Origin of the sequence: Methylophaga sp. UBA3603 (genome assembly GCF_002375335.1) — a bacterium.
In the GTDB taxonomy this organism is placed as follows: Bacteria; Pseudomonadota; Gammaproteobacteria; order Nitrosococcales; family Methylophagaceae; genus Methylophaga.
On sequence record NZ_DFMC01000010.1, the window covers coordinates 310,862 to 335,504 of the forward strand.

24 protein-coding genes are annotated in these 24,643 nt (G+C 44.8%); 7 read left to right on the forward strand and 17 right to left on the reverse strand.

What is annotated here, in order from left to right; all coding sequences use genetic code 11:
• Window positions 1-436: 436 nt before the first annotated feature.
• The 3 genes from B4F66_RS12305 to leuA form a co-directional block, all read right to left on the reverse strand.
• Window positions 437-907, reverse strand: a complete 471-nt coding sequence (locus tag B4F66_RS12305) for an LEA/WHy family protein (RefSeq protein WP_292353612.1) — start codon at window positions 905-907, stop codon at window positions 437-439.
• Between the two features lie 131 nt (window positions 908-1,038).
• On the reverse strand, window positions 1,039-1,410 hold the full coding sequence (locus B4F66_RS12310) for a hypothetical protein (protein ID WP_292353611.1): 372 nt from the start codon (window positions 1,408-1,410) through the stop codon (window positions 1,039-1,041).
• Window positions 1,411-1,649: 239 nt separating this feature from the next.
• Window positions 1,650-3,326 (reverse strand): 2-isopropylmalate synthase, encoded by a 1,677-nt coding sequence (gene leuA / locus B4F66_RS12315; RefSeq protein WP_292353610.1) that lies wholly within the window; start codon window positions 3,324-3,326, stop codon window positions 1,650-1,652.
• A gap of 332 nt (window positions 3,327-3,658) precedes the next feature.
• Here leuA and B4F66_RS12320 point away from each other — a divergent pair, with 332 nt between their 5' ends.
• The gene (locus B4F66_RS12320; protein ID WP_292353609.1) at window positions 3,659-4,129 is read left to right on the forward strand and encodes an Lrp/AsnC family transcriptional regulator; all 471 of its coding nucleotides are present in this window, start codon (window positions 3,659-3,661) and stop codon (window positions 4,127-4,129) included.
• Window positions 4,130-4,153: 24 nt separating this feature from the next.
• Here B4F66_RS12320 and B4F66_RS12325 read toward each other — a convergent pair whose 3' ends face one another.
• The 5 genes from B4F66_RS12325 to B4F66_RS12345 form a co-directional block, all read right to left on the reverse strand.
• Window positions 4,154-5,029 (reverse strand): ADP-polyphosphate phosphotransferase, encoded by an 876-nt coding sequence (locus B4F66_RS12325; protein ID WP_292400176.1) that lies wholly within the window; start codon window positions 5,027-5,029, stop codon window positions 4,154-4,156.
• 78 nt (window positions 5,030-5,107) lie between these two features.
• Window positions 5,108-6,121 (reverse strand): L-histidine N(alpha)-methyltransferase, encoded by a 1,014-nt coding sequence (gene egtD / locus B4F66_RS12330; RefSeq protein WP_292353607.1) that lies wholly within the window; start codon window positions 6,119-6,121, stop codon window positions 5,108-5,110.
• On the reverse strand, window positions 6,121-7,431 hold the full coding sequence (gene egtB, locus B4F66_RS12335; protein ID WP_292353606.1) for an ergothioneine biosynthesis protein EgtB: 1,311 nt from the start codon (window positions 7,429-7,431) through the stop codon (window positions 6,121-6,123). The genes egtD and egtB overlap by 1 nt, the downstream gene beginning before the upstream one ends.
• A 298-nt stretch (window positions 7,432-7,729) precedes the next feature.
• The gene (locus B4F66_RS12340; RefSeq protein WP_292353605.1) at window positions 7,730-8,584 is read right to left on the reverse strand and encodes a hypothetical protein; all 855 of its coding nucleotides are present in this window, start codon (window positions 8,582-8,584) and stop codon (window positions 7,730-7,732) included.
• A 370-nt stretch (window positions 8,585-8,954) separates the two neighbouring features.
• Window positions 8,955-9,677, reverse strand: coding sequence for a ZIP family metal transporter (locus B4F66_RS12345; RefSeq protein WP_292353604.1), 723 nt, complete (start codon window positions 9,675-9,677; stop codon window positions 8,955-8,957).
• 108 nt (window positions 9,678-9,785) lie between these two features.
• Between B4F66_RS12345 and B4F66_RS12350 the strand changes: the two genes are divergently transcribed.
• Window positions 9,786-10,850 (forward strand): Vgb family protein, encoded by a 1,065-nt coding sequence (locus B4F66_RS12350; protein ID WP_292353603.1) that lies wholly within the window; start codon window positions 9,786-9,788, stop codon window positions 10,848-10,850.
• Window positions 10,851-10,935: 85 nt separating this feature from the next.
• On the forward strand, window positions 10,936-11,619 hold the full coding sequence (locus B4F66_RS12355) for a TVP38/TMEM64 family protein (RefSeq protein WP_292353602.1): 684 nt from the start codon (window positions 10,936-10,938) through the stop codon (window positions 11,617-11,619).
• On the opposite strand, the gene B4F66_RS12360 is transcribed toward B4F66_RS12355, so the two are convergent.
• The 3 genes from B4F66_RS12360 to B4F66_RS12370 all read right to left on the reverse strand — a co-directional run bounded on the left by B4F66_RS12360 (window position 11,616) and on the right by B4F66_RS12370 (window position 15,496).
• Window positions 11,616-13,838, reverse strand: coding sequence for a glycosyltransferase (locus tag B4F66_RS12360; RefSeq protein WP_292353601.1), 2,223 nt, complete (start codon window positions 13,836-13,838; stop codon window positions 11,616-11,618). The two genes, B4F66_RS12355 and B4F66_RS12360, sit on opposite strands and share 4 nt — an antisense overlap.
• A 90-nt stretch (window positions 13,839-13,928) precedes the next feature.
• On the reverse strand, window positions 13,929-14,528 hold the full coding sequence (locus tag B4F66_RS12365; RefSeq protein WP_292353600.1) for an exopolysaccharide biosynthesis protein: 600 nt from the start codon (window positions 14,526-14,528) through the stop codon (window positions 13,929-13,931).
• Between the two features lie 14 nt (window positions 14,529-14,542).
• Window positions 14,543-15,496, reverse strand: coding sequence for an arsenic resistance protein (locus B4F66_RS12370; RefSeq protein WP_292353599.1), 954 nt, complete (start codon window positions 15,494-15,496; stop codon window positions 14,543-14,545).
• A gap of 131 nt (window positions 15,497-15,627) precedes the next feature.
• On the opposite strand from B4F66_RS12370, the gene B4F66_RS12375 reads away from it, so the two are divergent.
• Window positions 15,628-15,885, forward strand: a complete 258-nt coding sequence (locus tag B4F66_RS12375) for a hypothetical protein (RefSeq protein WP_292353598.1) — start codon at window positions 15,628-15,630, stop codon at window positions 15,883-15,885.
• 34 nt (window positions 15,886-15,919) lie between these two features.
• On the opposite strand, the gene B4F66_RS12380 is transcribed toward B4F66_RS12375, so the two are convergent.
• A complete protein-coding gene (locus B4F66_RS12380) occupies window positions 15,920-16,807 on the reverse strand; it encodes a mechanosensitive ion channel domain-containing protein (protein WP_292353597.1) in 888 nt (295 codons plus the stop codon).
• A 325-nt stretch (window positions 16,808-17,132) separates the two neighbouring features.
• On the opposite strand from B4F66_RS12380, the gene B4F66_RS12385 reads away from it, so the two are divergent.
• The 3 genes from B4F66_RS12385 to B4F66_RS12395 all read left to right on the forward strand — a co-directional run bounded on the left by B4F66_RS12385 (window position 17,133) and on the right by B4F66_RS12395 (window position 20,022).
• A complete protein-coding gene (locus B4F66_RS12385) occupies window positions 17,133-18,542 on the forward strand; it encodes a PhoH family protein (protein ID WP_292353596.1) in 1,410 nt (469 codons plus the stop codon).
• A gap of 134 nt (window positions 18,543-18,676) precedes the next feature.
• Entirely contained in the window at window positions 18,677-19,276 is a 600-nt protein-coding gene (locus B4F66_RS12390) for a PilZ domain-containing protein (RefSeq protein WP_292400200.1), read from the forward strand.
• An 86-nt stretch (window positions 19,277-19,362) separates the two neighbouring features.
• Complete coding sequence (locus B4F66_RS12395; protein ID WP_292353594.1) at window positions 19,363-20,022, forward strand: glutathione S-transferase; 660 nt, start codon at window positions 19,363-19,365, stop codon at window positions 20,020-20,022.
• A 3-nt stretch (window positions 20,023-20,025) separates the two neighbouring features.
• Here B4F66_RS12395 and bioD read toward each other — a convergent pair whose 3' ends face one another.
• From bioD to bioB, 5 genes are all read right to left on the reverse strand, one after another.
• Window positions 20,026-20,682 carry a dethiobiotin synthase gene (gene bioD / locus B4F66_RS12400; RefSeq protein ID WP_292353593.1) on the reverse strand — a complete coding sequence of 219 codons (657 nt, stop codon included), beginning with the start codon at window positions 20,680-20,682 and terminating at the stop codon, window positions 20,026-20,028.
• Window positions 20,682-21,581, reverse strand: a complete 900-nt coding sequence (bioC, locus tag B4F66_RS12405; RefSeq protein ID WP_292353592.1) for a malonyl-ACP O-methyltransferase BioC — start codon at window positions 21,579-21,581, stop codon at window positions 20,682-20,684. Before bioC ends, bioD begins: the two co-directional genes overlap by 1 nt.
• A complete protein-coding gene (bioH, locus tag B4F66_RS12410) occupies window positions 21,574-22,332 on the reverse strand; it encodes a pimeloyl-ACP methyl ester esterase BioH (protein WP_292353591.1) in 759 nt (252 codons plus the stop codon). Before bioH ends, bioC begins: the two co-directional genes overlap by 8 nt.
• Complete coding sequence (gene bioF, locus B4F66_RS12415) at window positions 22,322-23,494, reverse strand: 8-amino-7-oxononanoate synthase (protein ID WP_292353590.1); 1,173 nt, start codon at window positions 23,492-23,494, stop codon at window positions 22,322-22,324. The genes bioH and bioF overlap by 11 nt, the downstream gene beginning before the upstream one ends.
• 109 nt (window positions 23,495-23,603) lie before the next feature.
• Window positions 23,604-24,617: a biotin synthase BioB gene (gene bioB, locus B4F66_RS12420; protein ID WP_292353589.1), complete on the reverse strand. Its 1,014-nt coding sequence runs from the start codon at window positions 24,615-24,617 to the stop codon at window positions 23,604-23,606.
• Between the last annotated feature and the right edge of the window lie 26 nt (window positions 24,618-24,643).

Consider the following 24,643-nt stretch of genomic DNA (forward strand, 5'->3'; position numbering starts at 1 on the left):
GTTAGGGCTTGTTGATCTTTCATCTCCACCAGTGCTGGCGATTATTTTTGTGTCTGGCAAGGCGGAAAACCCACCTTGTAGCCTTACTACATAATTGATTGACAACGCAGGCGCTCGCAAAAATAGTCGGAGCCCTTCGGGTTGCGACTGAAAAAGCGTCACTTATGTCCACGGATGGGCGGTATACTGGCGCGCCAGGGAGGCGTGCGCCGGTCTGGGTGGCCTACATGGATGTAGGTCAGGGGCGTGAGCAGGATGCGGAAGCTTTGCTCGTCACTTATTTAGAATGACTACAAAAACGCCGGGAGCGTTTTTGAGCGTAAGCCCCAATGGGGACATGGATGTATCTCACAAAAGGCACCCCTCGTGCCTTGATTGACGCTTTTTCAGCTCACAATAGAGGTGGAGATGAGAGCTCAACAAGCCCTAGCAAAAACTAATTTCCCGCAGTGTTCGACAAGTCAAACTGGCCGCTCTCTTCTATGTTTAGATAAGGCACGAACCTTCCCATATCCAGTTTTGCCTTGAAGCGGTAATCAAGGCTTTTTGCCTGCCCGGAAAACAATCGATTCAGTAAGCGGGCGCTACCCAGTAAATCTGGACTGGCTTCAATGGTAAAATCAGCCATACCATAGGCTGGAACACGCGGTAAATCCGGTGTCGCACCGCTTAAAACCCGATTATTTTCCACTTCAATCGAATAACTCATGCCTTTTAACGGTAAGGCATTCCGGTTTGGATTAATGATCTGCAATCCAATAATAAATCTCGGCGCCAGACCATTCGATTCAGGTGCAAATGAAAATGAGGTGATATTGACCTGTGGCTGTTCATAGTTGGGCGACCAACTGGCACAACCAGATAAGAAAGCTATGGTTATCAGACAAACCGTTCTTAGCAGTGACATATCATTTCCATTCTGGCGTTAAAAAGTAAGTCTAAACCATACAGATAGTATTGGTTCAAAGAAAAAAGCGACATACCATTGAGCTTACTCAACAGAACTGCCGCTTGATTAAAAATGGACTGATAAAAGTGTTATTGCCCGCGCTTCTGAACAGGTTCTACCTCATCCATTTCATGAGCAGGATGCATCGCATTATCTTCTTCTACAGCATTTAAACGATTTTCCTGATACGCATCTTTAGATTCTTTATTAATACGTTCAGCAGACTCGCCCATATCATGGGCTGGATGATTACCATCCGACGATATATCTGCCGAACTATTGGCGGCTTTATCTTTTTCCCATTGATAATCGGCCTGCTGATCTATTTCCGCAGCTGTCGGCGAGACGGAGTTATCCATTTTATGAGCAGGATGCTTGCTAGTATTTTCATTGGCAGCAAACGCAGAGGTGCTGGCAAAAAGAGTTGTCAGGGCGACTGTGTAAAAACATTGTTTTAACATGGCGGCCTCCTTTTATAGTGGTTAAAAACAGCTTAAATAAAATGGCTGCTAACCATTTACTGTTACATACACCCTAACGAATATCACCACTCACATCAAACTGACGAAAAATATAACCAACCCCTTTTAAATCAACAGTTTAACTGTTAATTTAGGCCAAATTCAGTATTCTAACCATAGATAAGGTGAAAAACTTCCTTACCTTTGCTTATCAACCATTTTTCATTACTTTCAATGTGTTATGCTGCTTCACGCTGCATTGTGAGAAAACGATTTACCCCATTGATTAGCGCTTTAATGGCGGCCCGGCTGATATTTTTATCCTGTCCGACACCAAATACCGGTTGAGCATTACCCACTTTCATTTCAACATAACTCACCGCTATGGCTTCTGAACCGCTTCCGATGCCGTGTTCATGGTAATCAACAACAGAAATATCCTGCTGAATATGTTCAGACAAGGCCTTTGCAACCGCATCAACTGGTCCGGTCCCTTTGGCCTGAAGTGTGAAGGGTGTTGTCCCGTGATCCAATTGAACCTCAGCGCTGGCAATATCTTGTGAATCATCCACTACGCTACTGCTTCTGAAACGGTAAGGCGTGTTGACAGCGAGATAAGCTTCATCAAACAATTGCGCTATAGTTGCAGCATTAATTTCCTTGCCACTACTGTCACTGTGCTGTTGCACAATTTTACTGAATTCAATCTGCAAGCGACGCGGCAACTCAAATCCAGCATTTTGTTGTAACAGGAAGCTCACCCCGCCTTTACCCGATTGGCTATTCACCCTGACCACCGCATCGTAACTTCGATGTAAATCCGCCGGATCAATTGGCAGATACGGTACTTCCCAGAAACCTTCCGGATCCTGTTTGGCCAAGCCTTTTTTAATGGCATCCTGATGGGATCCCGAAAACGCGGTAAACACCAATTCACCGGCATAGGGATGACGAGGATGCACCGGTAACTGGGTGCACTCTTCGGCCAGTTGACGAACCTGATCAATCTGGCTGAAATCCAAACCGGGATGAATACCTTGTGAATATAAATTCAACGCCAGCGTCACCAAGTCGACATTGCCGGTACGCTCGCCATTACCAAACAAACAGCCTTCCACCCGATCAGCACCAGCCATCACTGCCAACTCAGCAGCTGCAACAGCAGTACCGCGATCATTATGCGGGTGCACACTCAGAATAATACTGTCTCGATTGTTTAAATTACGATGCATCCATTCAATCTGGTCGGCATAGGTATTGGGTGTCGACATTTCAACCGTTGCCGGCAAATTGAATATCATCTTTTTCTCTGGCGTTGGCTGCCAGATGGCTGACACGGCATCACAAACTTCTTTGGCAAAATCCACCTCCGTGCTGGAGAACACTTCAGGTGAATATTGGTAAACCCATTCGGTTTCCGGGTGTTGTTCTGTTAACGCCTTAACCCAGCGCGTGCCGCGTTCGGCAATCTCTTTCACGCCGGCTTTATCGGTGTTGTAAACGATTTTGCGAAACGCCGGAGCAATCGGATTGTACATATGTAAAATGGCCCGACGAGCCCCTTTAAGTGACTCTACAGTGCGCTCAATTAAATCCTGACGGGCCTGGGTCAATACTTCAATAGTGACATCCTCCGGGATCACATTTTCTTCGATCAGACGACGGACCAGATTAAAGTCAGTTTCCGAGGCAGACGGAAATCCGACCTCGATTTCCTTAAAGCCCATTTCCACCAGGGCTTTGAAATAACGCATTTTGGTTTCGATCGACATCGGATCAATCAATGCCTGATTGCCATCACGCAGATCGGTGCTCATCCAGATAGGCGGCTTTTCAATCACCTGATTCGGCCATTGGCGATCCGGTAATTGAATTGGCTCAAAGCGACGATATTTTTGAGCGGGATTGGCAATCATCTTCTGACTCCTGAGTCTGGATAAGCAAAATAGAGTGCCTGAGAGCGTAGTTTTTTTAGGGACGCTTCCGGCAGGTTTATTTAACAAGGATTGGAGGGTAACCAATCTTTTTCAGTTTCCGCCATTCACTTGTGATGAACTTGAGAGAACTGCGTTAAACAAAGCTTGTGGCTTATAACACTACCGGTTCAGGCATGTGGAATAGTATAAAGAGACAGCTGCAGAATTAAATTGCTAAAGTTTCATGAAAACGTCTCCAATACAAATATAATTGCTGATAAAGTTATTTTTTAAGCATAAAATGCTTTTAATGTATTTTATTGGAGTAAATCATGACTGAAAAACTGGATCGATATGATCATATGATTCTCGATATTCTGCAAAAGCAGGGCCGCATTTCCAATCAGGAACTGGCCGAAGCGATTAACCTATCTCCCTCCCCTACACTTCGACGTGTCAAACAGATGGAAGAGAATGGTTTGATCGATGGTTATGTGGCGTTATTAAATGCACGTAAGCTGGGGCTGACACTGATGGCTTTTATAGGCATTAGTATGGATAAACATACCCCGGAACGCTTTAGTGGTCTGGAAGAAAAGCTCGCCAGTTACCCGGAAGTATTGGAATGTCACTTGATTACCGGTCAATCAGCAGATTACTTGCTCAAAGTGATCGTCAAGGACATGGATGCCTATCAGCAGTTTCTGTTGCAGAAACTCACTCGAATTGAAGGAGTGACTGGTGTGCATACGTCGTTTGTGATGAAATCACCGATAAAATCGACGGCATTACCATTAGATTAATGCTCCGTTCAGGTCGCTTTACTGTCAGGATTTCTCTAAATGCTCACGAATAGACTGTAATTCAAGTCGATGGGCATCAGTCGCCTGAGGATAGGCTAATGGCAACGCACTCAATGTGTTTAAAAAGATTTCCGAAATAATTAACCGGGCATTCTTTTTATCATCAGCAGGGATGATGTACCACGGTGCCTCTTTCGTTGTTGAAGCATTAATGCACTCTTCGTACGCTTTGGTATAGTCATCCCAGAATTCACGTTGTTCAATATCTGCAGTAGTCAGTTTCCAGTTTTTATCGGGGTCATCGATTCTCTGCATAAAACGTCTGGCCTGCTCATCCTTGGATTGATGTAAAAAGAACTTAATGATTCGGGTGCCACTTCGATGCAAATGTGCTTCATGTTCCAGAATGGAACGGTAACGGTTCTGCCAGAAGCTTTTTTTGGGGGGCAGTTTATCGGGTAAGCGCTGTGACACCAGAAACTCAGGATGCACTTTAACAATCAGCACCTCTTCATAATAGGAGCGATTAAAAATACCGATCCGTCCCCGTTCAGGCAGGCAACGTGCCGTTCGCCAAAGAAAATCATGTTCCAGTTCGTTTGCACTGGGCTGTTTAAAGCTGAATACCTGAAAACCCTGTGGATTAATACCTGACATCACATGCCGTATAGCGCCATCCTTTCCCGCGGCATCCATGCCCTGAAAAATCAGCAGTATCGAATAATGATTATCGGCATAAAGCATATGCTGCAACTCACTTAATGCCTCAACATTCTGTTTCAGTATTTTTTGGTAGTGTTTTTTTGAGGTATATAAAGGATCAATCAGAGTAGGCCATTTCTTCAGATTAATCTTGCTGTCTGGCAAGGCCTGAAAATCGCTGATATTGAGCTTCATCATTATTGCCTTTGAAGGTATGAATCTGTCGGGATGTATTTTCGCTTATTAGACGCTTGAAAATCTCAAAGGACAAATTTCCTATAATGATGATTCGGGGAAATCCTTATTAACCTGCCAAAGCCCATCAGCAAAATAGCCTTGGGAATCTTGCCAGTTTTTCAACACATTAAAGCCGGTTTCATTGGCCATTTTATGCATATCTGATAGCAGGTATTTATGTGACAGCTCAAGATGGATGGCTTCATAGGGGTTAAATTCAAACGTTTTCTCCAGCGCCCCGATATGTACTTCCTGTTGCTCCAGCGAGACTAAATAACTCTCCATCGCCCCATGCCGCGGATTATACATTCCATGATGCGAAAATCGGTTTAAATCAAACTCACCATCCAGCTCATTATTAATACGGGTTAATACATTCAAATTAAAAGCGCGGGTAATGCCTTTTTTGTCGTTATAAGCCCGGGTTAGTACATCAATATCTTTTTTCAAATCAAAACCAATTAACAATAAATCATTATGATTCAGACACTTCCAGATACTGTGCAAAAACCGTTTGGCACTTGGAAAGTCAAAGTTGCCGATATTGGAGCCCAGCAACAGCACCAGTTTGCGACTGTCAGATGTGTTTTCAAGGTGGCGGATACTGGCAAAATAATCACCGACAATACCGTGAGTAGTTAGCGTCGGATGAGATTGATTTAATGAACTGATCAGATCTGCCATCGCCGATTCAGAAATATCGATGGGTATGTAAGAAAACGCATCAGTGGATTCTAATAGTTTGCTCAGCAAAACTTTAGTCTTACAGCCATCCCCGGCGCCCAACTCGACAATTTCAAATGGCTTATCCTGGATAAATCCAGCAAGTTCAGATCCAACCTTACTAAGGATTTCAAATTCACAACGTGTTGGATAATATTCCTCCAACTCGGTGATCTGTTCAAATAACTTACTGCCTTTGGCATCATAAAAATATTTACTTGGCAGATATTTGGTGGGTGCTGAGAATCCCATTAAAACATCAAAAGCAAATTGCTCTTTAAGGGCATCTTGCGTTTGATTTCGAATTGAATCCAGAACCAGATAGGTCATTACAAATCCTTTGCCAAACGAATACCGGTAAAAGCCCAGCGATCATATGGGCGGTAAAAATTTCGATAACTGGCACGCATGTGATGTTTAGGCGTTGCCACACAACCACCTTTCAAAACATACTGATTCGCCATGAACTTACCGTTATATTCGCCGAGCGACGTATTAGATGTTCTGTATCCAGGATAGGGTGAATAAGCACTGTTAGTCCATTGCCAGAGCAGACCTGTATCAAATTCATCACATGCCCTGTCAGGAGAAGGATAAATTGATTGTTCCGGATCCCAGAAAGCGTTTTCAGCCTCAAACAACTGTCTGTTACGAGAAGTATACGACTCCAGTTCAAACTCAGTAGGCAGTCGTGCCCCCATCCATCGCGCATAGGCATCGGCTTCATAAAAACTGATATGACTCACCGGTAAATTCGGGTTTAAAGGTTGCAGACCGCGGAGATGATATTCATCCCAGTGATGGTTTTGTTTACGCCAGTATAGCGGATGGGTCATTTGGTTTTGCTGCACCCAGTCCCAGCCATCACTTAACCATAGCTCTGGACGACGATAGCCACCATCGGTCATAAAATCCATATATTCGCCATTGTTAATCAGCCGATCAGCCAACTGAAAACCACTAATCCAACGCCGATGGCGGGGACGTTCATTGTCATAGGAGAACTCATCCAAACGCGCACCAAACAGAGAAATATTTTCTGTCCATTCCAACCAGCCCAGGGCTCTGGCAGGTAATAAAATATCATCGGCATCAGCAGTCTGTTCATAGGCAGCAGGCCAAGGCTGATTACCCAGAATAAATTTGATATCCATTAACAACAATTCCTGATGCTGCTGCTCGTGTTGTATTCCGGTGGCAATTATTTCCAGTTGTTGTTCAGACAGAGCGTGCGATTCAAAAAGATCAACAATCGCCTCGGTAATCTGCTGTCGATAAAGCATGATTTCTTTCACTGTCGGCCGAGACAGTTGACCACGATTGGACTGCTGCCAATGGGCACCCTGACTTTTGTAATACGAGTTGAATAAAAAATGATATTGAGGCGATTTGCTGGTTTGCGCTAGCTGAAGTGGTGCTAAAACAAAACAGTCAAAAAACCAGGATGTATGGGCCAAATGCCATTTTGGTGGACTGACATAAGCGGCTGGCTGTACGACCAGATCTTCAATTTCCAGATTGGCACAAATCTTTTCCGTTTGTTGGCGGACTTCTATAAACGCTTCCTGTAAAGAAGTTTCGAGTTCTTCATTTACTTGCCCAAATACAGTTGGGTCTATTGCACTATTTTTTCTTGTCATTGATTCAACTCCATATTGGGTTTTATCAACCACCTGACCTTTTGAAGTCGCGATAAGCTGGTTAACTTAAGAGCCGAAGAGCTCAATAGCAAACACCTGCGGCTTGCATCGGCGATAAACCTTGTTCATTTAGCACTGTTAGCAGAGTCGTATTAGCGACTCCGCTAACTTTTTTGCTGTTAAATTTAAAGCAGGATCGCCAATAAAATAATGATGGGAATTGGCACACCTAAAAACCATAAAAGAATGGATCGCATGTTATTTCTCCTTAAAAATATTTGTCATCATGCCACTACAATTAATGAATGATGGAATCGCGTTGGCGACCACCAACTGTCGCCATAAAGCTGGCGATATATGCGCCAATCAATAACGCGACAAATATCCATAATGATGCGAAGGTAGCGCCTTCCAAAGCAGTATCGGCTGCTTCACGAGCAGTCTGCTCAGCATCCGCTAACGCTTGCTCTGCACGTTCGATGACATTATCAACACGTTGCTCTGCTTCGGATTCATCTAATTCGGTATAGTTCGCCACCAATCCAACGACATATTGTTTATCGTCTTCGTTTAGCTCGCCGTCACGCAAGGCTTGAACCAATATGGTGGATAATTCATCACGAACATTGCCATCAGCACGTTGAGCAATTTCAGTCCCTGGCGCTGTACGTAATAGTGCATCGGTAAAATAATCAGAGGATTCAGATGCCGCTTCACTAATGGCAGGGGTTACTGAAGATGCGCCTTGTACCAGAGAGGCACCTGCCTTGGTTGTACCACTGATAACAGCACCCACACTTGAGAGAATTAAAAGTGCGACCAACAGCGTTGCCACAGCCCAACTGATCAGGCCGTGCGCGGTATCACGAAAATAAATTTCATCAATATTGATATCAGTCCATCGGGTTCGGAGTCGTCCAGCGATATAGCCACCTAAACCTGCTGCCACAATTTGTGTGATGGTTAACCAGGTAATGGTCGACCATCCAATGGTTTCCATTGTGACGCCTTCATTCTGCCAAGGTGAAATAACTGAAAAGCCCAGACCGAAACCAAGTATTAACATGATTAACGTCATGGCCGCTGCACTGACAGCACCAGCGAAAATGGCTGCCCATGACACGCTGCTATTATTTGCTGAGAGAGTTTCCATATTGCGTTCCTTATAATAAGCTTTCAAATCCGGATTTGTTTTTTGTAAGTAAAGTATTTTGGTATGACTACCAGGGAAATATCGTTTAAGTATGTGGCCGGATTTAATCCCGGCCTAGGGGCTGTTGATCTTTCAGAGGCGGCTATGAAAGATCAACAGCCACTGATGAATAAATCAGAATCCCAACGGATACTTCTCGCCATGTACCAACATGGAAAAAAACACCGTAGTGCCTACGTTGAAATGACTGTTTATGACACTAGTGAGTTTAAGGTAGCAAGCTAATCTGCCAACTGATATTACATAGGTTAAAGTTTGAACAAATAGTCACTTGCTATTTTTGATTGAGAAGCAAATTGAATGTAATTACTTAATGCGTTGCCATCAGTAAATGTCCAAACAAGGCCAGACAAAAACCCAATACCGCCCCTAACGGTGGAGCCCAGTGCTTTTCCAATTTCGACTGGGGGGCAATATCCTGAAAAATGAGATATAAAATCCCACCTGATGCAAACAACATAATGGCCCCCAGTAACGATTGATGTTCTGATAAAAACCAATATCCTACCAACCCAGCAATCGGGCCAAGTATTACTAATCCTGCCATTTTGAGCAGTACGTTATCGTGTTTATTGTGGTGTTTTAGTTCTCGGTAGGCATTAAACCCTTCAGGTAAATTTTGTAACCCGATCAATAATGCCAGCAAAGGCCCGGAGGCAGGATTTAAGGCCATCAAACCTCCCAGCGCGATAGCCTCAGGAATGTAATCCAATATCATGCCCATAAGTTGAGGAGATTCGTTATTATGGCTTCCCATTAACCGTTCCACACCGAAAAAAATCAGGCCACCTGACAAAATAACCGGAATACTCCAGAGCGAGTCATGCATATTATTGATACCTTCCGGGACCAGCACTATCGTTACTGCGCCCAATAAAATCCCACCACCGAAAGCAATGATGAAATGTCTTAATTCTCTTTCCAGCCACTGAGAATGCACCCGCTCAAATGAGGCAACCCAGCCACCTATCGGAATACAAATTCCTGCAGCGGTTGTCAGTAAAATAATTTTCAACACGGATTCACTATTCATTTTTTCCTCTTTCTTCTAGGGACTGTTTATCTTTAGTTAATCAGCACTTTTGGGTTTCTCTATAGTCAACACCTTACTGATTCCCAAAAGCAACCCTGTAGGGTAAATATGACAAGTACTAAAACGTTCTCTGCTAAACATTTTATTCAGACCAGTTGCCTATTCGTCTTCAGCTGCATGCTGTTCATCAGTCACGCTACAGCTGATAAATCTAAAAGTGAAAACAAGGCGAGTCCTGACAAAATGGTCTCTCTGGATTTCACCGAATGGAAAGTCGAATGGCAAAACAGCCGACCTCGTGATCCCTATATCAGTCCGGATGGTCAGGTCTGGTTTGTAGGTCAGGTAGGAGATTATATTGCGAGGCTAGATCCCCAGTCAGGCGATATGCAACGTTATGCTATTCCCGAAGCCGGCCCACATACAGTCATTGTCGATGACGAGGGTTATCCATGGTATGCAGGTAATAAAGACCAACATATTGGCCGCCTTGATCCTGAAACTGGCAATGTGACTCGTTTTGAGATGCCCGAGGGCGTCAATGATCCTCATACAATGGCCTGGACATCGGACGGAAATATCTGGTTCACCGTACAGCGTTCGGGAAAAGCCGGTTTTATTGGAAAATTGGCTACTGATTCGGGTGAAGTGCAAATCGTTGAGGTACCAGGAAACCACATGCGTCCTTATGGACTGGTGGTCGATAATCAGGATCGTCCCTGGATTGCCTTTATGGGCAGCAACGCGATTGGCACAATTGATCCAGATTCAATGCAATTGGAAATCATCTCCACTCCACACGAAGAAAGCATTATTCGCAGGATCGGACTGACGTCCGATAACCGGGTCTGGTGGGTAGATGCAGGTATGGGCTATCTCGGTGTTTATAATCCGCAGGATAAATCCATGCAGCAATGGCAGACCCCGGGTGGTGAAGCCGCCGGATTATATGCCATGGCTGTCGATAGTCAGGATCGTATATGGTATGTCGAAACAGGGCTGCAGCCAAATCGTTTTATCGGTTTTGATAGCAAAAAAGAACAATTTATTGCAATAGATGAAGTACCATCTGGTGGATTAACAGTCAGAAATATGGTGTTCGATGATGGTACCAACGCCTTATGGTTTGGCACTGACGCCAATACCATTGGCCGAGCAGTAGTTCCAGACTAAAGCTGAAATGCATTACTACCAAGACCTAAGACCATTTCAATATCAAAACTTAATACTTTAATTCGATAAAAAGTAAGGAACCAACGTGCCTCGTCCAGTGATTCAGCTTTTGCTATTTGCAGGCCTAATGATAATGTTAGCTTTGTCCTGGCGCTACTTAATTGAGAGCGGTTTTATCACCACTTCAAGAATCGAAAAGCTATTAACTCATGTAGCCCAAATCAAACACGCCCCTTGGTTATTTCCAGCCATTCTTCTAAGTTATTTATTACTACTGACGGTCATGTTCCCGTTAACCATACTGGTCGTTGTGACTGGTTTTTTGTTCAGTCCTTGGTGGGCGATTTTTTACGCAACAGTAGCGACTTTATGTTCCTCTGCATTGAGTTATTGGATTGGTCATGTGCTAGGACGCAGCACCATTGAAAAACATAGCAGCCATTACCTGCGTGTTGTAAGTCGGTTTATGCAGGAAAATAGTGTTCATAGCATGGTGGTTATTAATTTACTACCTATCGCGCCGTTTACCATGACTAATATGATGGCTGGAGCATTCCAGCTAAAATTTTCTCGCTATATGATTGGTTCTGCGATTGGCATCATCCCTGGTCTCATAGTAGTCACCCTTCTGGGGGGACAATTAAATAAAATTGTTTCGGCTACCGATAACCAACAATTTTGGGGCGAACTTGTAATTGCTGTGACCTTAATTAGTGTGTTGATGGCAATTATTCGTTGGGTAAAGAAAAAAGAACATGTTGATGATTAGTGTCGTTCTTGCTGGGCATGCGTAGCTAAAATTTCGCTGTAAAACAAATCGATTTTTTCAGCATATTCGCCGATATCGTGTTGTTTGGCGAAAATGATCGCATTGTGAGAAAACTGTTCACGCAGAGCTGTATCCCTAATTAAATCTGCAAGTTTCTTAGTCCATACCTCCACATCATCCAATGTTTTATACCCGGTTTTACCATGTTCAATCACATCATCAATACCACTGGAACGAATCGCCACAACCGGTAACCCTGCCGACATGGCTTCCAATATAACCATTCCCTGGGTTTCAGATTTTGATGCGAACACAAAAATATCCGCCATCTGATAGTAAGCAGGAATATTATCAGGATTAATTTCACCTATAAGTTGCACTTTTCCTGACAAGGCTTTGTGTACAATACGATTTTCTAGATACTCTCGATCATCACCTTCTCCAACCAGGATCAATTTGACCTCTTGCTGAATAAATCTTGGTAAGGTTTCCAGTGCATCCAGTAAAAATTTGATATTTTTTTCCCTGCCCAACCTTGACACACTGAGGAGGACAATATCATCGTGCTGTAATCCCAGATTTTTTCGCAAACTCTCAGAACCGATAGCATGTGGTTGATTAAATCTGTCAAAATCCACTCCAGTAGGCTGGACACATATCCTTGATTTCACTCCAATCAGACGTAAATATTCTTCTGTGGAAAAGGTGGGTACAATTACCCCGTCACAACGATTGCAGAAACGTCTGATCATGGCATGGGAGATAACATTTCGAAAAAACACCCCTGGCAAAGGCACATAATGGGCGTACATTTCCAAACGAGTGTGATAAGTGTAGACAGTAGGTAAATTGTGTCGCTTTGCCAACCAATGCCCCACCGATCCCAGCCAGAATGGGTGATGCAAATGCACCAGATCTGGTTTAAATTCTCTAAAACGCTTGCGAATAGAAAACTGTAAAGGATTCGTTAAACGAAATTCACGCTTATGACCGAATGCTAGAAGGGTTTTAACACGTTCACATTCAGGCTGTAATTCAGTAACTGCCTCATAATCCGGGGCAAAAACCTGGACCGTGTGATGCAGCATTGTCAAACCGCGAGCCAGACGTTCGATCGACATCGTGACTCCAGAAATAAACGGAAAATAGTTATTAGTAAACATGGCAATACGTTTTGGTTTATCGCGATAGGCACTGTCATCAATATTAAATTGGGTGTAGTAATCACGTTCTTGATAAATAAATTCGCGCAGTTTCAACCCAATCAACACCATCAGGCTTACTACAAACAAAAACCGACCAAAGCTTACATAAATAAATGTATAAATCGCTGACCAAACGCTGTCCAGCGTGTTAAGTATTGAATAGCTACTGATATCCAACCTTACTGGACTTATGCCAATCTCATCACCATTTACAGTCACTTGAACGTAATGATGAAAGCTGTCTTCATCATTTACTATCAAACCGCCTGCCCCCCCTGTTGTGACATAACGCACGCCATTTTTCAGCTGTTGATGAAACAGTGACAAATTGGCTGAAAACACCACATCAACTTTATGTCGCTCGAAAAGTTCTATGAATGCTTTACGGACAATGCTATCACCAAAGTAATTTTCTGATTCAAAAGCTGGAGTTTCCTCCAAAGCCTGATGCAGTGGCAGACCGATAAACACAAATCGGTTAGCTTGTTTAGATGATTCCAGTTCCCGATCCAGCCAATCCAGCTGCCATTGCAAAGGTGAATTTCCGGTGTTATCAACAAATAAGAAATGATTTTCACCAGCAATAAATGAAAAGAAATGTGGCCCTAAATGTTTATAAAACCTGACATCACCAAAATCACTTTCCTCATTTTCTCCGTATGTAAGCAGCCAGGGAATATCCAGTTCATGTAGCAGTTTGAACAATGAACGATAATTTTCTTCTGCCCCACTACTGACGGCATTTCCGGCAGAAATTAGAAAGCGGTTATCAGAAGCATTGATCAAAGGAATGAGCTGTTTTTGAAAAATATGCGTCGAATTATTGATGTTCCCCACCACTGCAAAATTAAACTGCTCCTGTTGAGCAATAGTTTTAATTCTGCTGACTTGCTCGGAATGGAGCGATTTAAAGTCTGTTTCAGATAGATGCAAATAAAACTGATAGCCCACCAGCAGCAGAATCAAAGCCACATTGAGATAATAGATAATTCGTAATTTTGTGCGTCGCTGCATCTTTAGCTCAAACCTTCATGTAATACAGCTATCAAGGAAAATTTGTCTCGCTAAAGCAAAATGAGCAGTCAAAAATCTTATCTGTCCAACTCAAAACAGATTAGCGATAATAAGCCATGCCGTCAGACCAGTCAGAATAAACGAAAATAACGATAGCAACCCATCGCTGGCAATCAGTGCCAGACCAAATGCCACTATTGCAAGACCTCCTGCATTGGCGCTGAAAGGTACGACCTCCATAAACGGTAACATCAATGCGATGAAAATACAGACAATGGCAATGACATATTTGGCTGTTCCATTGACGAAGATCAATAATCTTGGGCGAATCAGTTTATCGATAAAGTGTGCAGGTTTACGTAACCACTCAACCGCTTTGAGTAATTTTTCACTGGGTACAGCGCGTTGTAATAGCCATTTGGGCAACCAGAAATGTTCCTGACCAATAACTAACTGAACAGCAACTAATAAAATAAACAACCCCATAATAGTGGGAACACCCGGAATATCCCCTATCACTGGTGCCAATATAATCAGGCCTGCCAACAGCAATAACGGTCCAAATGAACGGCGGCCAATCATATCCATAATGCTATCGATGGAAACCTTTTCATTGCGTTTTTGCTCAGCAGCTTCCCCAATGCAATCAAACAATTGCTCAAGATTGGTTAGTTGTTGATGCTTAGCCATTGATATTTACCTGTCTAAGGAAAAAGCTGCTTCGGTACCCACCATAAAAACACCATCATGCCAATCAACTCGACCAGTGACTGAAACACAATTACCACCACTGCTAGCTCGTAATTCGCTGGTAAAGCCAAAGCCAATGGCAGCATGACAAATGAATTGCGGGTTCCAAAACTGAATGCCAACACTCTACCCTGTGCAGATGACAGATGTAATAACCTCGATAAAACTCTGGCCATCAGAGCGACAATCAGCAGAAATAAAACAAACACCAGCAACAAACCGGGCAGCAGCGCTAACGAACCCAGAACAATTGCCACTTGTGAGCTGGCGATAATAAACATAACCAATGCCAGGACGGTGACGGGGAACCATGCCAGATAGTTTATGAACTGCTCGCCTGATGGATGCTGTTCGGCAAATTTCTGTGTTGCCCAGGCCAATATCAATGGCACGACAATTAAGCCGATAAAAACCCATAGCATCTCACTGTGCGCCAGACTGACAGTGAATTCATTGCCCAGAAAAACATACAGATAAAATGGTAACAATATAACTTGCAACAACAAGCTAATCGGCGCGAAAGTGATGGCCTGCCGGGTATCGCCGCCAGCAAGCTGAGTAAAGGTAATAAACCAGTCGGTACAGGGCACTAATAACACTAGCAAAATTCCCAGCCGTACCGCCGGATCATCTGGAGCCAACATCAACAAACCAGCCACAACAACTGGAATGAACAAAAAATTACCCACTATGGCTGCAATCAAAAACCGGGGATTGAAGGACGTCTCACGCAGATGCGTTAACGATACCTGGGTAAAAGTTGAAAATAACAGCAACCCTAATAATGGCCAGACTAAAACCTCCACATAGCTGCTTAGATGCGGATACATTACACCTGATATCAAGCCCAGTGATATCGCCACCAGATAAATGAACAGCTGATTTTTTTCTAACTGTAGCCGAGTCAAAGCTGAGATTTCCCCAAAGTCGATTAACTGAAGTTAACGCATCATGAAGCTTTATCATTTACTAATAGTGCTAATAAAATAGCAAGCCAGCACGTTAATCAGATCTTTTCCTTCGAACAAGGATCCACTTTATGCAAAATTTTTTTACTAAACCCATTATTGCCATCGTACTTTCGTCAGGTTTTATGACCATGGCGTTTGCTGAGGATGATGGTGAAGGCAAACAAGTCATCATCGACAGTGAAAACGGTAAAGAATCCGTCACTATTGAAGAATCTCAAACCGGCGATCAATCCGGGGCGGGGTCGGCTATCACCGATGATCTTGTCAATGATGAAAGAAGAAATGACGAAGACGACAACACGGATAAACCAAAGTATGAAGAATAGTTGTGTCAGCTATTAGCTGCGATCTGGAGGAAAATTAATTTTCCTCTTTCTCTGCTTCCTCTTCGTCAGTGCTTTTACCTTTACCGGAATAATCTTCCGTAAATACCTCTGAAAGAATCAACTGTTCGATATAACTGCGTTGCGACGCTCTCACCGGAAAACGTACCACCAGATGAATCTCCGCCGCGGTTGGGACTTGAATGGTAACGCGGGGATCCACTGAACTTGCATCCAGTCCCCGTTCATCACTGAGTCTCTGCATATATAACCGGGCATTCTCAAGATAGGGCAGACAGTGCTTGGAAGCAGCTACCAATAAAGCTTGCTGAGCAGCCTGCCACTTATCCGTTCTTTTAAACGGCACCGTGAATACATGCAAAACGTATTGTCGGGTATAGCTTTCATTGATAACGGGTTCTGAGACAAATAAAGCATTGGGAATTACCGCCATACGCCCGGTGCGTTGATGGGTCAATTTACCGGGGCCAACCTCCAGTATAGTAGTGGCCAACAAGGTTTGATCGATAACATCACCACGAAAATCCCTGATTTGAATCCTGTCACCAATATCAAAAGAGCCTGCACCGGTTTTCAGTAGTGATCCTGTCACACAAAGGATCAGTTCTTTAGTCGCCACCACAAATGCCACGGCAATCGCTACAACGGATAACGCCAGGGTTCTGAGCTCTTCTCCCCAGATTAAGATCAATCCCAGAATGAAGATGAGAATAATGCCATTGCGGGTCTGCACCAGCCATTTTCGCCGTAATTCACTGGAGTCGACAGTCCGGCGAATAAATCGCGACGCAAGGGAGTTTAAAACCAGCACCACAAGCAACAGGATAACAGTGCTGCCAAACAAACTGATGATTGGCAAAAAAAACGCAAAGGTTTCCTGTGAAATTCCAAGTTTTTCGTTCATTCAAATAGCCTGTTTCAGATGGCGGGATGCGTTATAACTTGATTTGCTGTAATTAACATTATCGATAAAAATTAGACCTCTCAATAATGAGTTTACATTGGGTCGACAAATAATGTCGCCAGACAAATTGTTCATCCCTTGCTGAAGCTCAATCACTTTTAGCAAAATCATTCGCAATACCTCCATTACAAAGCATTATTTACAGTGGTTTCAATAACCTATTTAGTTTCCCTGTAGAAAACCCTCTGGAGCCTCTTTGCAGATGCGTATTCTTCGATCATAATCAAATGCAGGTACGTCACTATAACAAGAGGATCTCTTCCGAATGATTAAACGACCCGACGCGACAAAACGTCTGTTTGTACTTGATACCAATGTGCTGATGCACGACCCCACTGCTCTCTTCCGTTTTGATGAACATGATATTTTTCTGCCAATGGTGGTGCTCGAAGAGCTCGACAGAGGTAAAAAAGGTCTATCCGAGGTATCACGCAATGTACGCCAGGTCAGTCGTTTTCTGGATGATCTACTGGAACAGGCCGCAGACAACGATGCCATAAATCTGGGCATTCCGTTACCCAGTGTAACCAATAGTGATGTGCCTCAGGCCAGTGGCCGCTTGTTTTTCCAGACCCGACAAATGTCCGGCGAGTTACCTAAAGAGTTACCCGGCCAAATCGCTGATAATGCCATTCTGGCTGTTGCAATCAATCTGCAACAGGCTCAGGTTGATACCAACGTTATTCTGGTTTCCAAAGATATTAATCTGCGTATCAAAGCCACGGTATTAGGTATTTGCGCCGAAGATTATTACAACGATAAAGTGCTGGATGATGTGGATCTGTTATATCGCGGGTCCAGCGAACTTAAAGCCGACTTCTGGGAAGACCTGAACCGCCTCGAATCATGGACGGAAGATGGCCGTACTTTCTATCAAGTGGAAGGCGAAGTCGTCAAAGACTGGTACCCCAACCAATTGATTTATTCACCCGGTGAAGAACGGGCGATTGAAGCAGTAGTGCGTAATAACAATGAAACCACCGCCGATATCGAATTAATCCATGATTATCGCCGGGAAAATCATTCGGTCTGGGGCATTACCGCTCGCAACCGCGAACAGAATTTTGCCTTGAACTTATTAATGGATCCGGAAATCGATTTTGTCACCCTGCTGGGTCAGGCCGGTACCGGTAAAACCCTGCTGACGCTGGCCGCTGCGTTAACCCAATGCATCGAACACAAACGTTATGGTGAGATCATCATGACCCGGGTCACGGTGCCAGTGGGTGAAGATATCGGCTTTCTGCCCGGTACTGAAGAAGAAAAAATGACACCATGGATGGGCGCATTAATGGATAACCTGGAAGTGCTCAACAAAACTGATGGTGGCGACTGGGGTCGTCAGGCTACAAATGATTTACTGCAGCGCTGGATTAAAATTCGCTCATTGAACTTTATGCGTGGCCGTACTTTCCTCAATCGCTTTATCATTATTGATGAAGCGCAGAATCTGACCTCGAAACAAATGAAAACCCTGATTACTAGGGCGGGTCCAGGCACCAAGATTGTCTGCCTGGGTAATATTTCGCAAATTGATACGCCGTATTTGAGTGAGACCACTTCGGGCCTGACTTATGTGGTGGATCATTTTAAAAACTGGCCACATAGCGGGCATATCACCCTGTTGAGAGGGGAACGATCACGTCTGGCTGACTTTGCTTCAGAAAACTTGTAATCTGTTTAACAAAAGTGACATGTACGGCACAGAGAAAATATGCTTTCTGTGCCGTACATGTTTTAAAATGATTCGACTTTTAACAGGTAATGGCAGTGATTCATTAAATGAATCATGGGCAGACAGGAAAGCAAATGATGAACGAAACCACCGCTACAGGCGCCGATCGTCGCGCATTTTTCCGCATTAATGATCGACTTGTCCTGTCCCTCATTCCATTAACTGAAGCAGAAGCAGAACACATTGGTCAGTCTATTATTGATGCCACACCTGAGGCCGGACAGTTGACACAGCAACTTTCAACCATCCAGAAAAGTTTTAATCACCTGACCGATCAAATCGGTCATTCTGACAGAGATATCGCCAGAGCCCTGCGAATGCTTGATGATAAGGTGAATCTGCTGGCTCAGAATGTCCAGTTATTACACACACCGCTAAACCCGGAAACCGCCAATGAAGTGAATCTCAGTGCAGGCGGACTGGCTTTGATGACCGATACCGTATTTGAAGCCCGGTCACCACTCGAAATCAGAATGCAACTATTACCTGGTGGTTTGCATATCCGGGCAATTGCCAAAGTCATTGGCTGTGATCAAATGATTGAAAGTACTGGCGGGAAAAGTTTTTATCTGCGGGTAGCCTTTACCCATATGAGTGAAACCGATCGCAACATTCTGGTCAAACATACGTTAAACCGTCAGGCAGAAGAACTGCGGAACAGCAAACAAGCTTAGCGTTACTGTTCACGCAAATATCTTGTTCAACGCACCGCCTGCCTGATGACTGCCTAGCAGGCAGCCCAATTTAGCAAGAGCGTGATATGTCAATCAAACGCCCAATTCTCTATAGTTTTCGCCGTTGCCCGTACGCAATGCGTGCGCGTCTGGCCATTGCCATTGCCGGTTGTGAAGTAGAAATACGGGAAGTCGTATTAAAAGATAAACCAGCTGAATTGCTGGAAATCTCACCAAAAGCCACGGTGCCGGTACTGTTGGACAGCAATAATAATGTCATAGAGGAAAGTCTCGACATTATGCTTTGGGCTGCTGCACATCATGCCATATGGCAATCTTTGGACGAACAGCAACGTAAGGAAGCGTTAATGTTAATTGAAGAAAATGACGTCAGTTTCAAACAGATGCTGGATCGCTACAAATACGCCGATCGTTATCCAGAACATAGTGAGCTTTACTACCGCGAACAAGGCGAACAGTTTTTAGCCAAACTGGAAAAGCGTCTCCACCAGCAAACCGGCTTAATGACTGATTCTCTTACGTTAGTAGATTTTGCTCTGTTGCCTTTTATCAGACAATTTGCTCTGGTGGATTGGGAATGGTTTAGCCATGCGAATTATCCAAAACTGCAGAACTGGCTGAATGGCTTTCTTCAGTCCGACCTGTTCAAGCTAGTGATGCATAAATATCCGCAATGGCAGACAGGAGATGAAATCACTGTTTTCCCGGTAACGCAGCAACAATAAACGTTATAAAGTCAGATATGCGCTGGCATCTTCATCTTGGGCTAGTCTGGGCACAATCCCCAGACAGGGCGCCGTGATACGTTGCTTCAGACTTTGGATAATCGCGGTTGACTGTGAATCATTAAGAAAATCATTGGCGACCCAACCCACCAGATTGAGACCGGAGTCGGCAATCGCCTGAACCGTCAGCAGAGCATGGTTAATGCAGCCCAGCTTTATCGCCACCACCAGCACTACTGGTAATTTCAATGCTTTCGCCAAATCGGCAATTGTTTGCTGATCATTTAATGGCACCAGCCAGCCACCTGCCCCTTCGACCACGACGGCATCTGCCTGTAACCGCATCGCAGCAAATTGGCTTTCAATAACCGTCAGTGAAATGGTTTCGCCTACCTGTTCCGCTGCAAGATGTGGGGCAATCGCCGGTTCAAAGGCATAAGGATTGACCTGCGAATACGGTAACTTGATATCTGCCTGCTGGCTGAGGGCCAGTGCATCCTCATTTTGCAATTGCCCATCCCGCCACTCACAGCCACTGGCGACCGGTTTCATTGCCGCGACTCTCAGGCCCTGCTGTTGTAAAACTTTGATCAGTCCGACACTGATACGGGTTTTACCGACTTCGGTATCGGTGCCGGTAACAAATATATGCTGAGTCATCAGAGCTTGCTTCTCAATTGGTCGAGACTGACTGCCACACAGCCATCTTCGGTCATCTGCAGTGAATTCTCCCCTGCCCAGGCATGTCCGTATATTACTTCATAAGTGGCTGGAAGTTGCCCATTGATCCGGAATTGTTCACTGGCATGGGTTACTTTTTTCAAAGTGTTTTTACCCGTTAAGCCACGGCGCCGTCCATGATTGACATTGCGCGCTCCCAATTGCTGCAGATCACGCATCATGCTGACCAGATCGGGATATTGCAATGTATGCCGATCACTATCCAAAACCGGATCAGCAAGCCCGGCCGTAAACATGGCTTCCGCCACATCATGCATATCCAGAAATACATTGATATGCGGATAATTATCTACTGCCGCCCAACTTTGACGTAGCTCCTGCAAGGTATCAGGTCCCAGCGTACTGAACATCAGTAAACCACCGGGGCGCAAAACGCGTTGTATCTCTGCGAATACTGATGTCAGATCACACCATTGCAAAGCAAGGTTGGCATACACTAAATCCACGCTATTATCGGCCAAGGGTAATTGCTCAGCATCACCGGCAATAAATAAAGGTGATTTTTGCCCCGGTAACCAGCGACGTAAACCTTGATCTTTAAGATAACGCTGTCTGGCCTGGTTAAGCATCGCCGGTGCAATATCAACTGCCACTTGCCGGGCAGCCGGATACCGCTGCTGCAGCAAATGCAGATTGCGTCCTGTGCCGGTTCCCAAGTCCAGAATATGCTGTGGATTGATTTTGACCAGATCCAGACGCTCCAGCATTTCATCTGCGGTATCGCGCTGCAATATCGCCACATCATCATAACTGACGGCGGCTTTGCCAAAGCTGCGTGCTACACGATTTTTTTCCGGTCCTGATGCCTGGTCAGTCATGCAGAAATCCGTATATGTGGTTCGCACAAAGTTGTGGTTGCGAGATAAAAGGCGCATGACCTGCACCGGCAATACGTTCAATCACGATATTGGAATTTAACTCTGACAAACGTTCAGCCAGTGAAATGGGGACCAGTTGATCACGCTCCCCAAGAATGCACTGTACCGGCTGGCTCAATTGACTGAGCGCCAGACGTAAATCAAGGATTTCCAGTAATTCCAGTCCAGCCTTTAACGCCTCGGGATGCGCCACATTATCCGCAGTTTGTTCAGCCAGTAGCTGAATAGTTTCCCGACTGCCTTCCGCCCCACGGGCCTGTAACATCACAAAGCGTTTCAGGGTTTCCCGTTGATTTTGATCAAGTTGACCAGAAAATACCGAAAACACAGCTTCATCCATCGCCTCTGACCAATCATCCGCCGTCACAAATTTCGGATTTGCCGCCATCAGGATAAGTTTGCTGACCCGCTGGGGAAACCTTGCGGCAAATGCCAGACTTAATTGACCACCCAACGACCAGCCCAGCCAAAAAGCAGTTTCTGGAACATTGCGTTCTAATTCATCCAGGATATTGTTGATCTGCAGTGCGTCGGAATGCCATTCAGAAGTACCATGTCCTGGTAAATCAACAAGGTGTAAGGTGAATTTTTCCGCCAGTAATTCAGCCAGCGGCTGCCAGACGCCACTATGCATGCTCCAGCCATGCAGTAAAACCAAATCAGGTCCCTGGCCCATTTGTTTAATGTCCATAACTGGCCTCCAGAGCACCAAGCAATTTATTTATATGTTCGGCATCGTGAGCTGTAGAAAGCGTAATACGTAATCTGGCGGTATTTTTCGGCACAGTCGGTGGCCGAATAATGCCGACTAGAATGCCGTGCTGTTCCAGATCCTGTCCTAATTTAAGGGCTTTTTTATCATCACCGATCAACAGCGGTTGAATCGCCGTTTGCGATGGCATTAGAGGTAATCCCAGTTGATCCGCCCCATCACGAAACTGTTTGATAAGTTTTTGTAATTTGTCACGCCGCCAGGTTTCCTGTTGCACCAGTTTTAAACTTGCCAGCGTTGCTGCTGCAATCGCCGGGGGCTGGGCAGTGGTGTAGATAAAACTGCGAGCCTGTTGCACCAGAGTTTCAATCACCACTTCATCAGCTGCAACAAATGCCCCTGCAGTGCCAAAGGCTTTGCCAAAGGTACCGACTAAAATCGGTTTTTGCTGTGTTAATTCAAAATGCTCAATCACACCGCCGCCGTTTTGACCAAGCACACCAAGACCGTGTGCATCATCTATTAATACGCCAGCTTTGTGCTGTTCGGCCAATGCCATGATTTCTGTTAATGGCGCAACATCGCCGTCCATACTAAACACACCATCACTGACAATCAGTTTGTTTCGGGAGTTGGCGGCTGTGTGTAGTCGTTGATGCAGTAAAGCCATATCAGCATGGGGATAGCGTAATTGCTGCGCTTCGCTGAGGCGTCCGCCATCCAGTAAGGAGGCGTGATTCAATTTATCCTGTACCACCACATCCGTTTTACCCAACAGTCCATCAATTACCCCGATATTGGCCATATAACCGGTGGAAAACAAAAGAACGCGTTGCTGGCCAGTAAATTCTGCCAGGGCTTCTTCAAGCTGATGATGATAACGGCTGTGACCGGTTAGTAAATGCGCTGCGCCACTGCCGACGCCTTCCTGCTCCAGCGAGTCGATAAAGGCCTTTTTTAATGCTGGATGTGCAGCAAGTCCCAGGTAATCATTGCTGCTGAAAGACAGCATTTTACGACCATCCAACACGACCTCAACGCCCTGTTCACCATCACGCAACCGTGTGCGACGATACAAGCCGGCGGCTTTACGATCGGTTAATGTTTGTTGGAGTTGTGAATGCCAGGGAAGTTGTGACACTAAAGCGCCTCGAGAAATCAGTAATCTTGAGCGATGGAACCGACAGACTTTATTAACAGAAATGCTCTGTGCGATAGCATCACACAGAGCATTATCTTTAATTTAACCTTCAGGCCGCTGAACAGTGTTTATCTTCCGATTGTTGCTGTCCGACCTGTAACGGTGTAATACCCAGACGATTGAATAGACGCTGATCATGGTCAGTATCCGGATTGTCTGTCGTCAGCAGTTTTTCACCATAGAAAATCGAATTGGCACCAGCCAGGAAGCTCATTGCCTGTAATTCATCGGTCATGTTTTCACGGCCGGCTGAAAGTCTGACAAAAGACTGTGGCATCATAATTCGCGCTACCGCGATGGTACGAACAAATTCAAATGGATCCAGGTTGTTGATGCCATCAAGTGGTGTGCCTTCGACTTGAACCAATAGATTAATTGGTACGCTCTCAGGATGGCTTGGCAAATTGGCCAGACTGATTAACAGACCGGCCCGATCCTTACGGCTTTCACCCATGCCGACAATGCCGCCACTGCAGACATGAATACCCGCTTCGCGAACGTGACTTAAGGTATCCAGACGATCCTGATAAGTACGGGTAGAGATGATTTCACCATAGAATTCCGGAGAGGTATCAAGATTATGATTGTAATAATCCAGACCGGCATCTTTCAGACGTTTGGCCTGATGATTTTCCAGCATGCCCAGCGTGACACAGGTTTCCAGCCCCATATCTTTAACGCCTTCAATCATCGCGACGACACGATCTACATCACGATCTTTCAGGTTACGCCAGGCGGCACCCATACAAAAACGGCTGGCCCCAGTGGATTTAGCCTGAGCAGCGGATTCAAGTACTTTATCCAGAGGCATTAACGGTTCAGCTTTTACTGCCGATGGATGATGTGCGCTTTGGGGACAGTAACCACAATCCTCAGCACAGCCACCCGTTTTGATGCTTAACAATGTACTGATTTGCACAGCATTGGCATCAAAATTCTGCCGGTGAATGGTTTGAGCTTTGTACATCAGATCCGCAAATGGCAAATCAAACAAGGCTTCAATTTCCGCCTGCTGCCAGTCATGGCGAAGCGGTGCGGTCTTTTCTGCTATATTTTCAGTCATGGGCTTCTTCATCAGATTTAATGGAT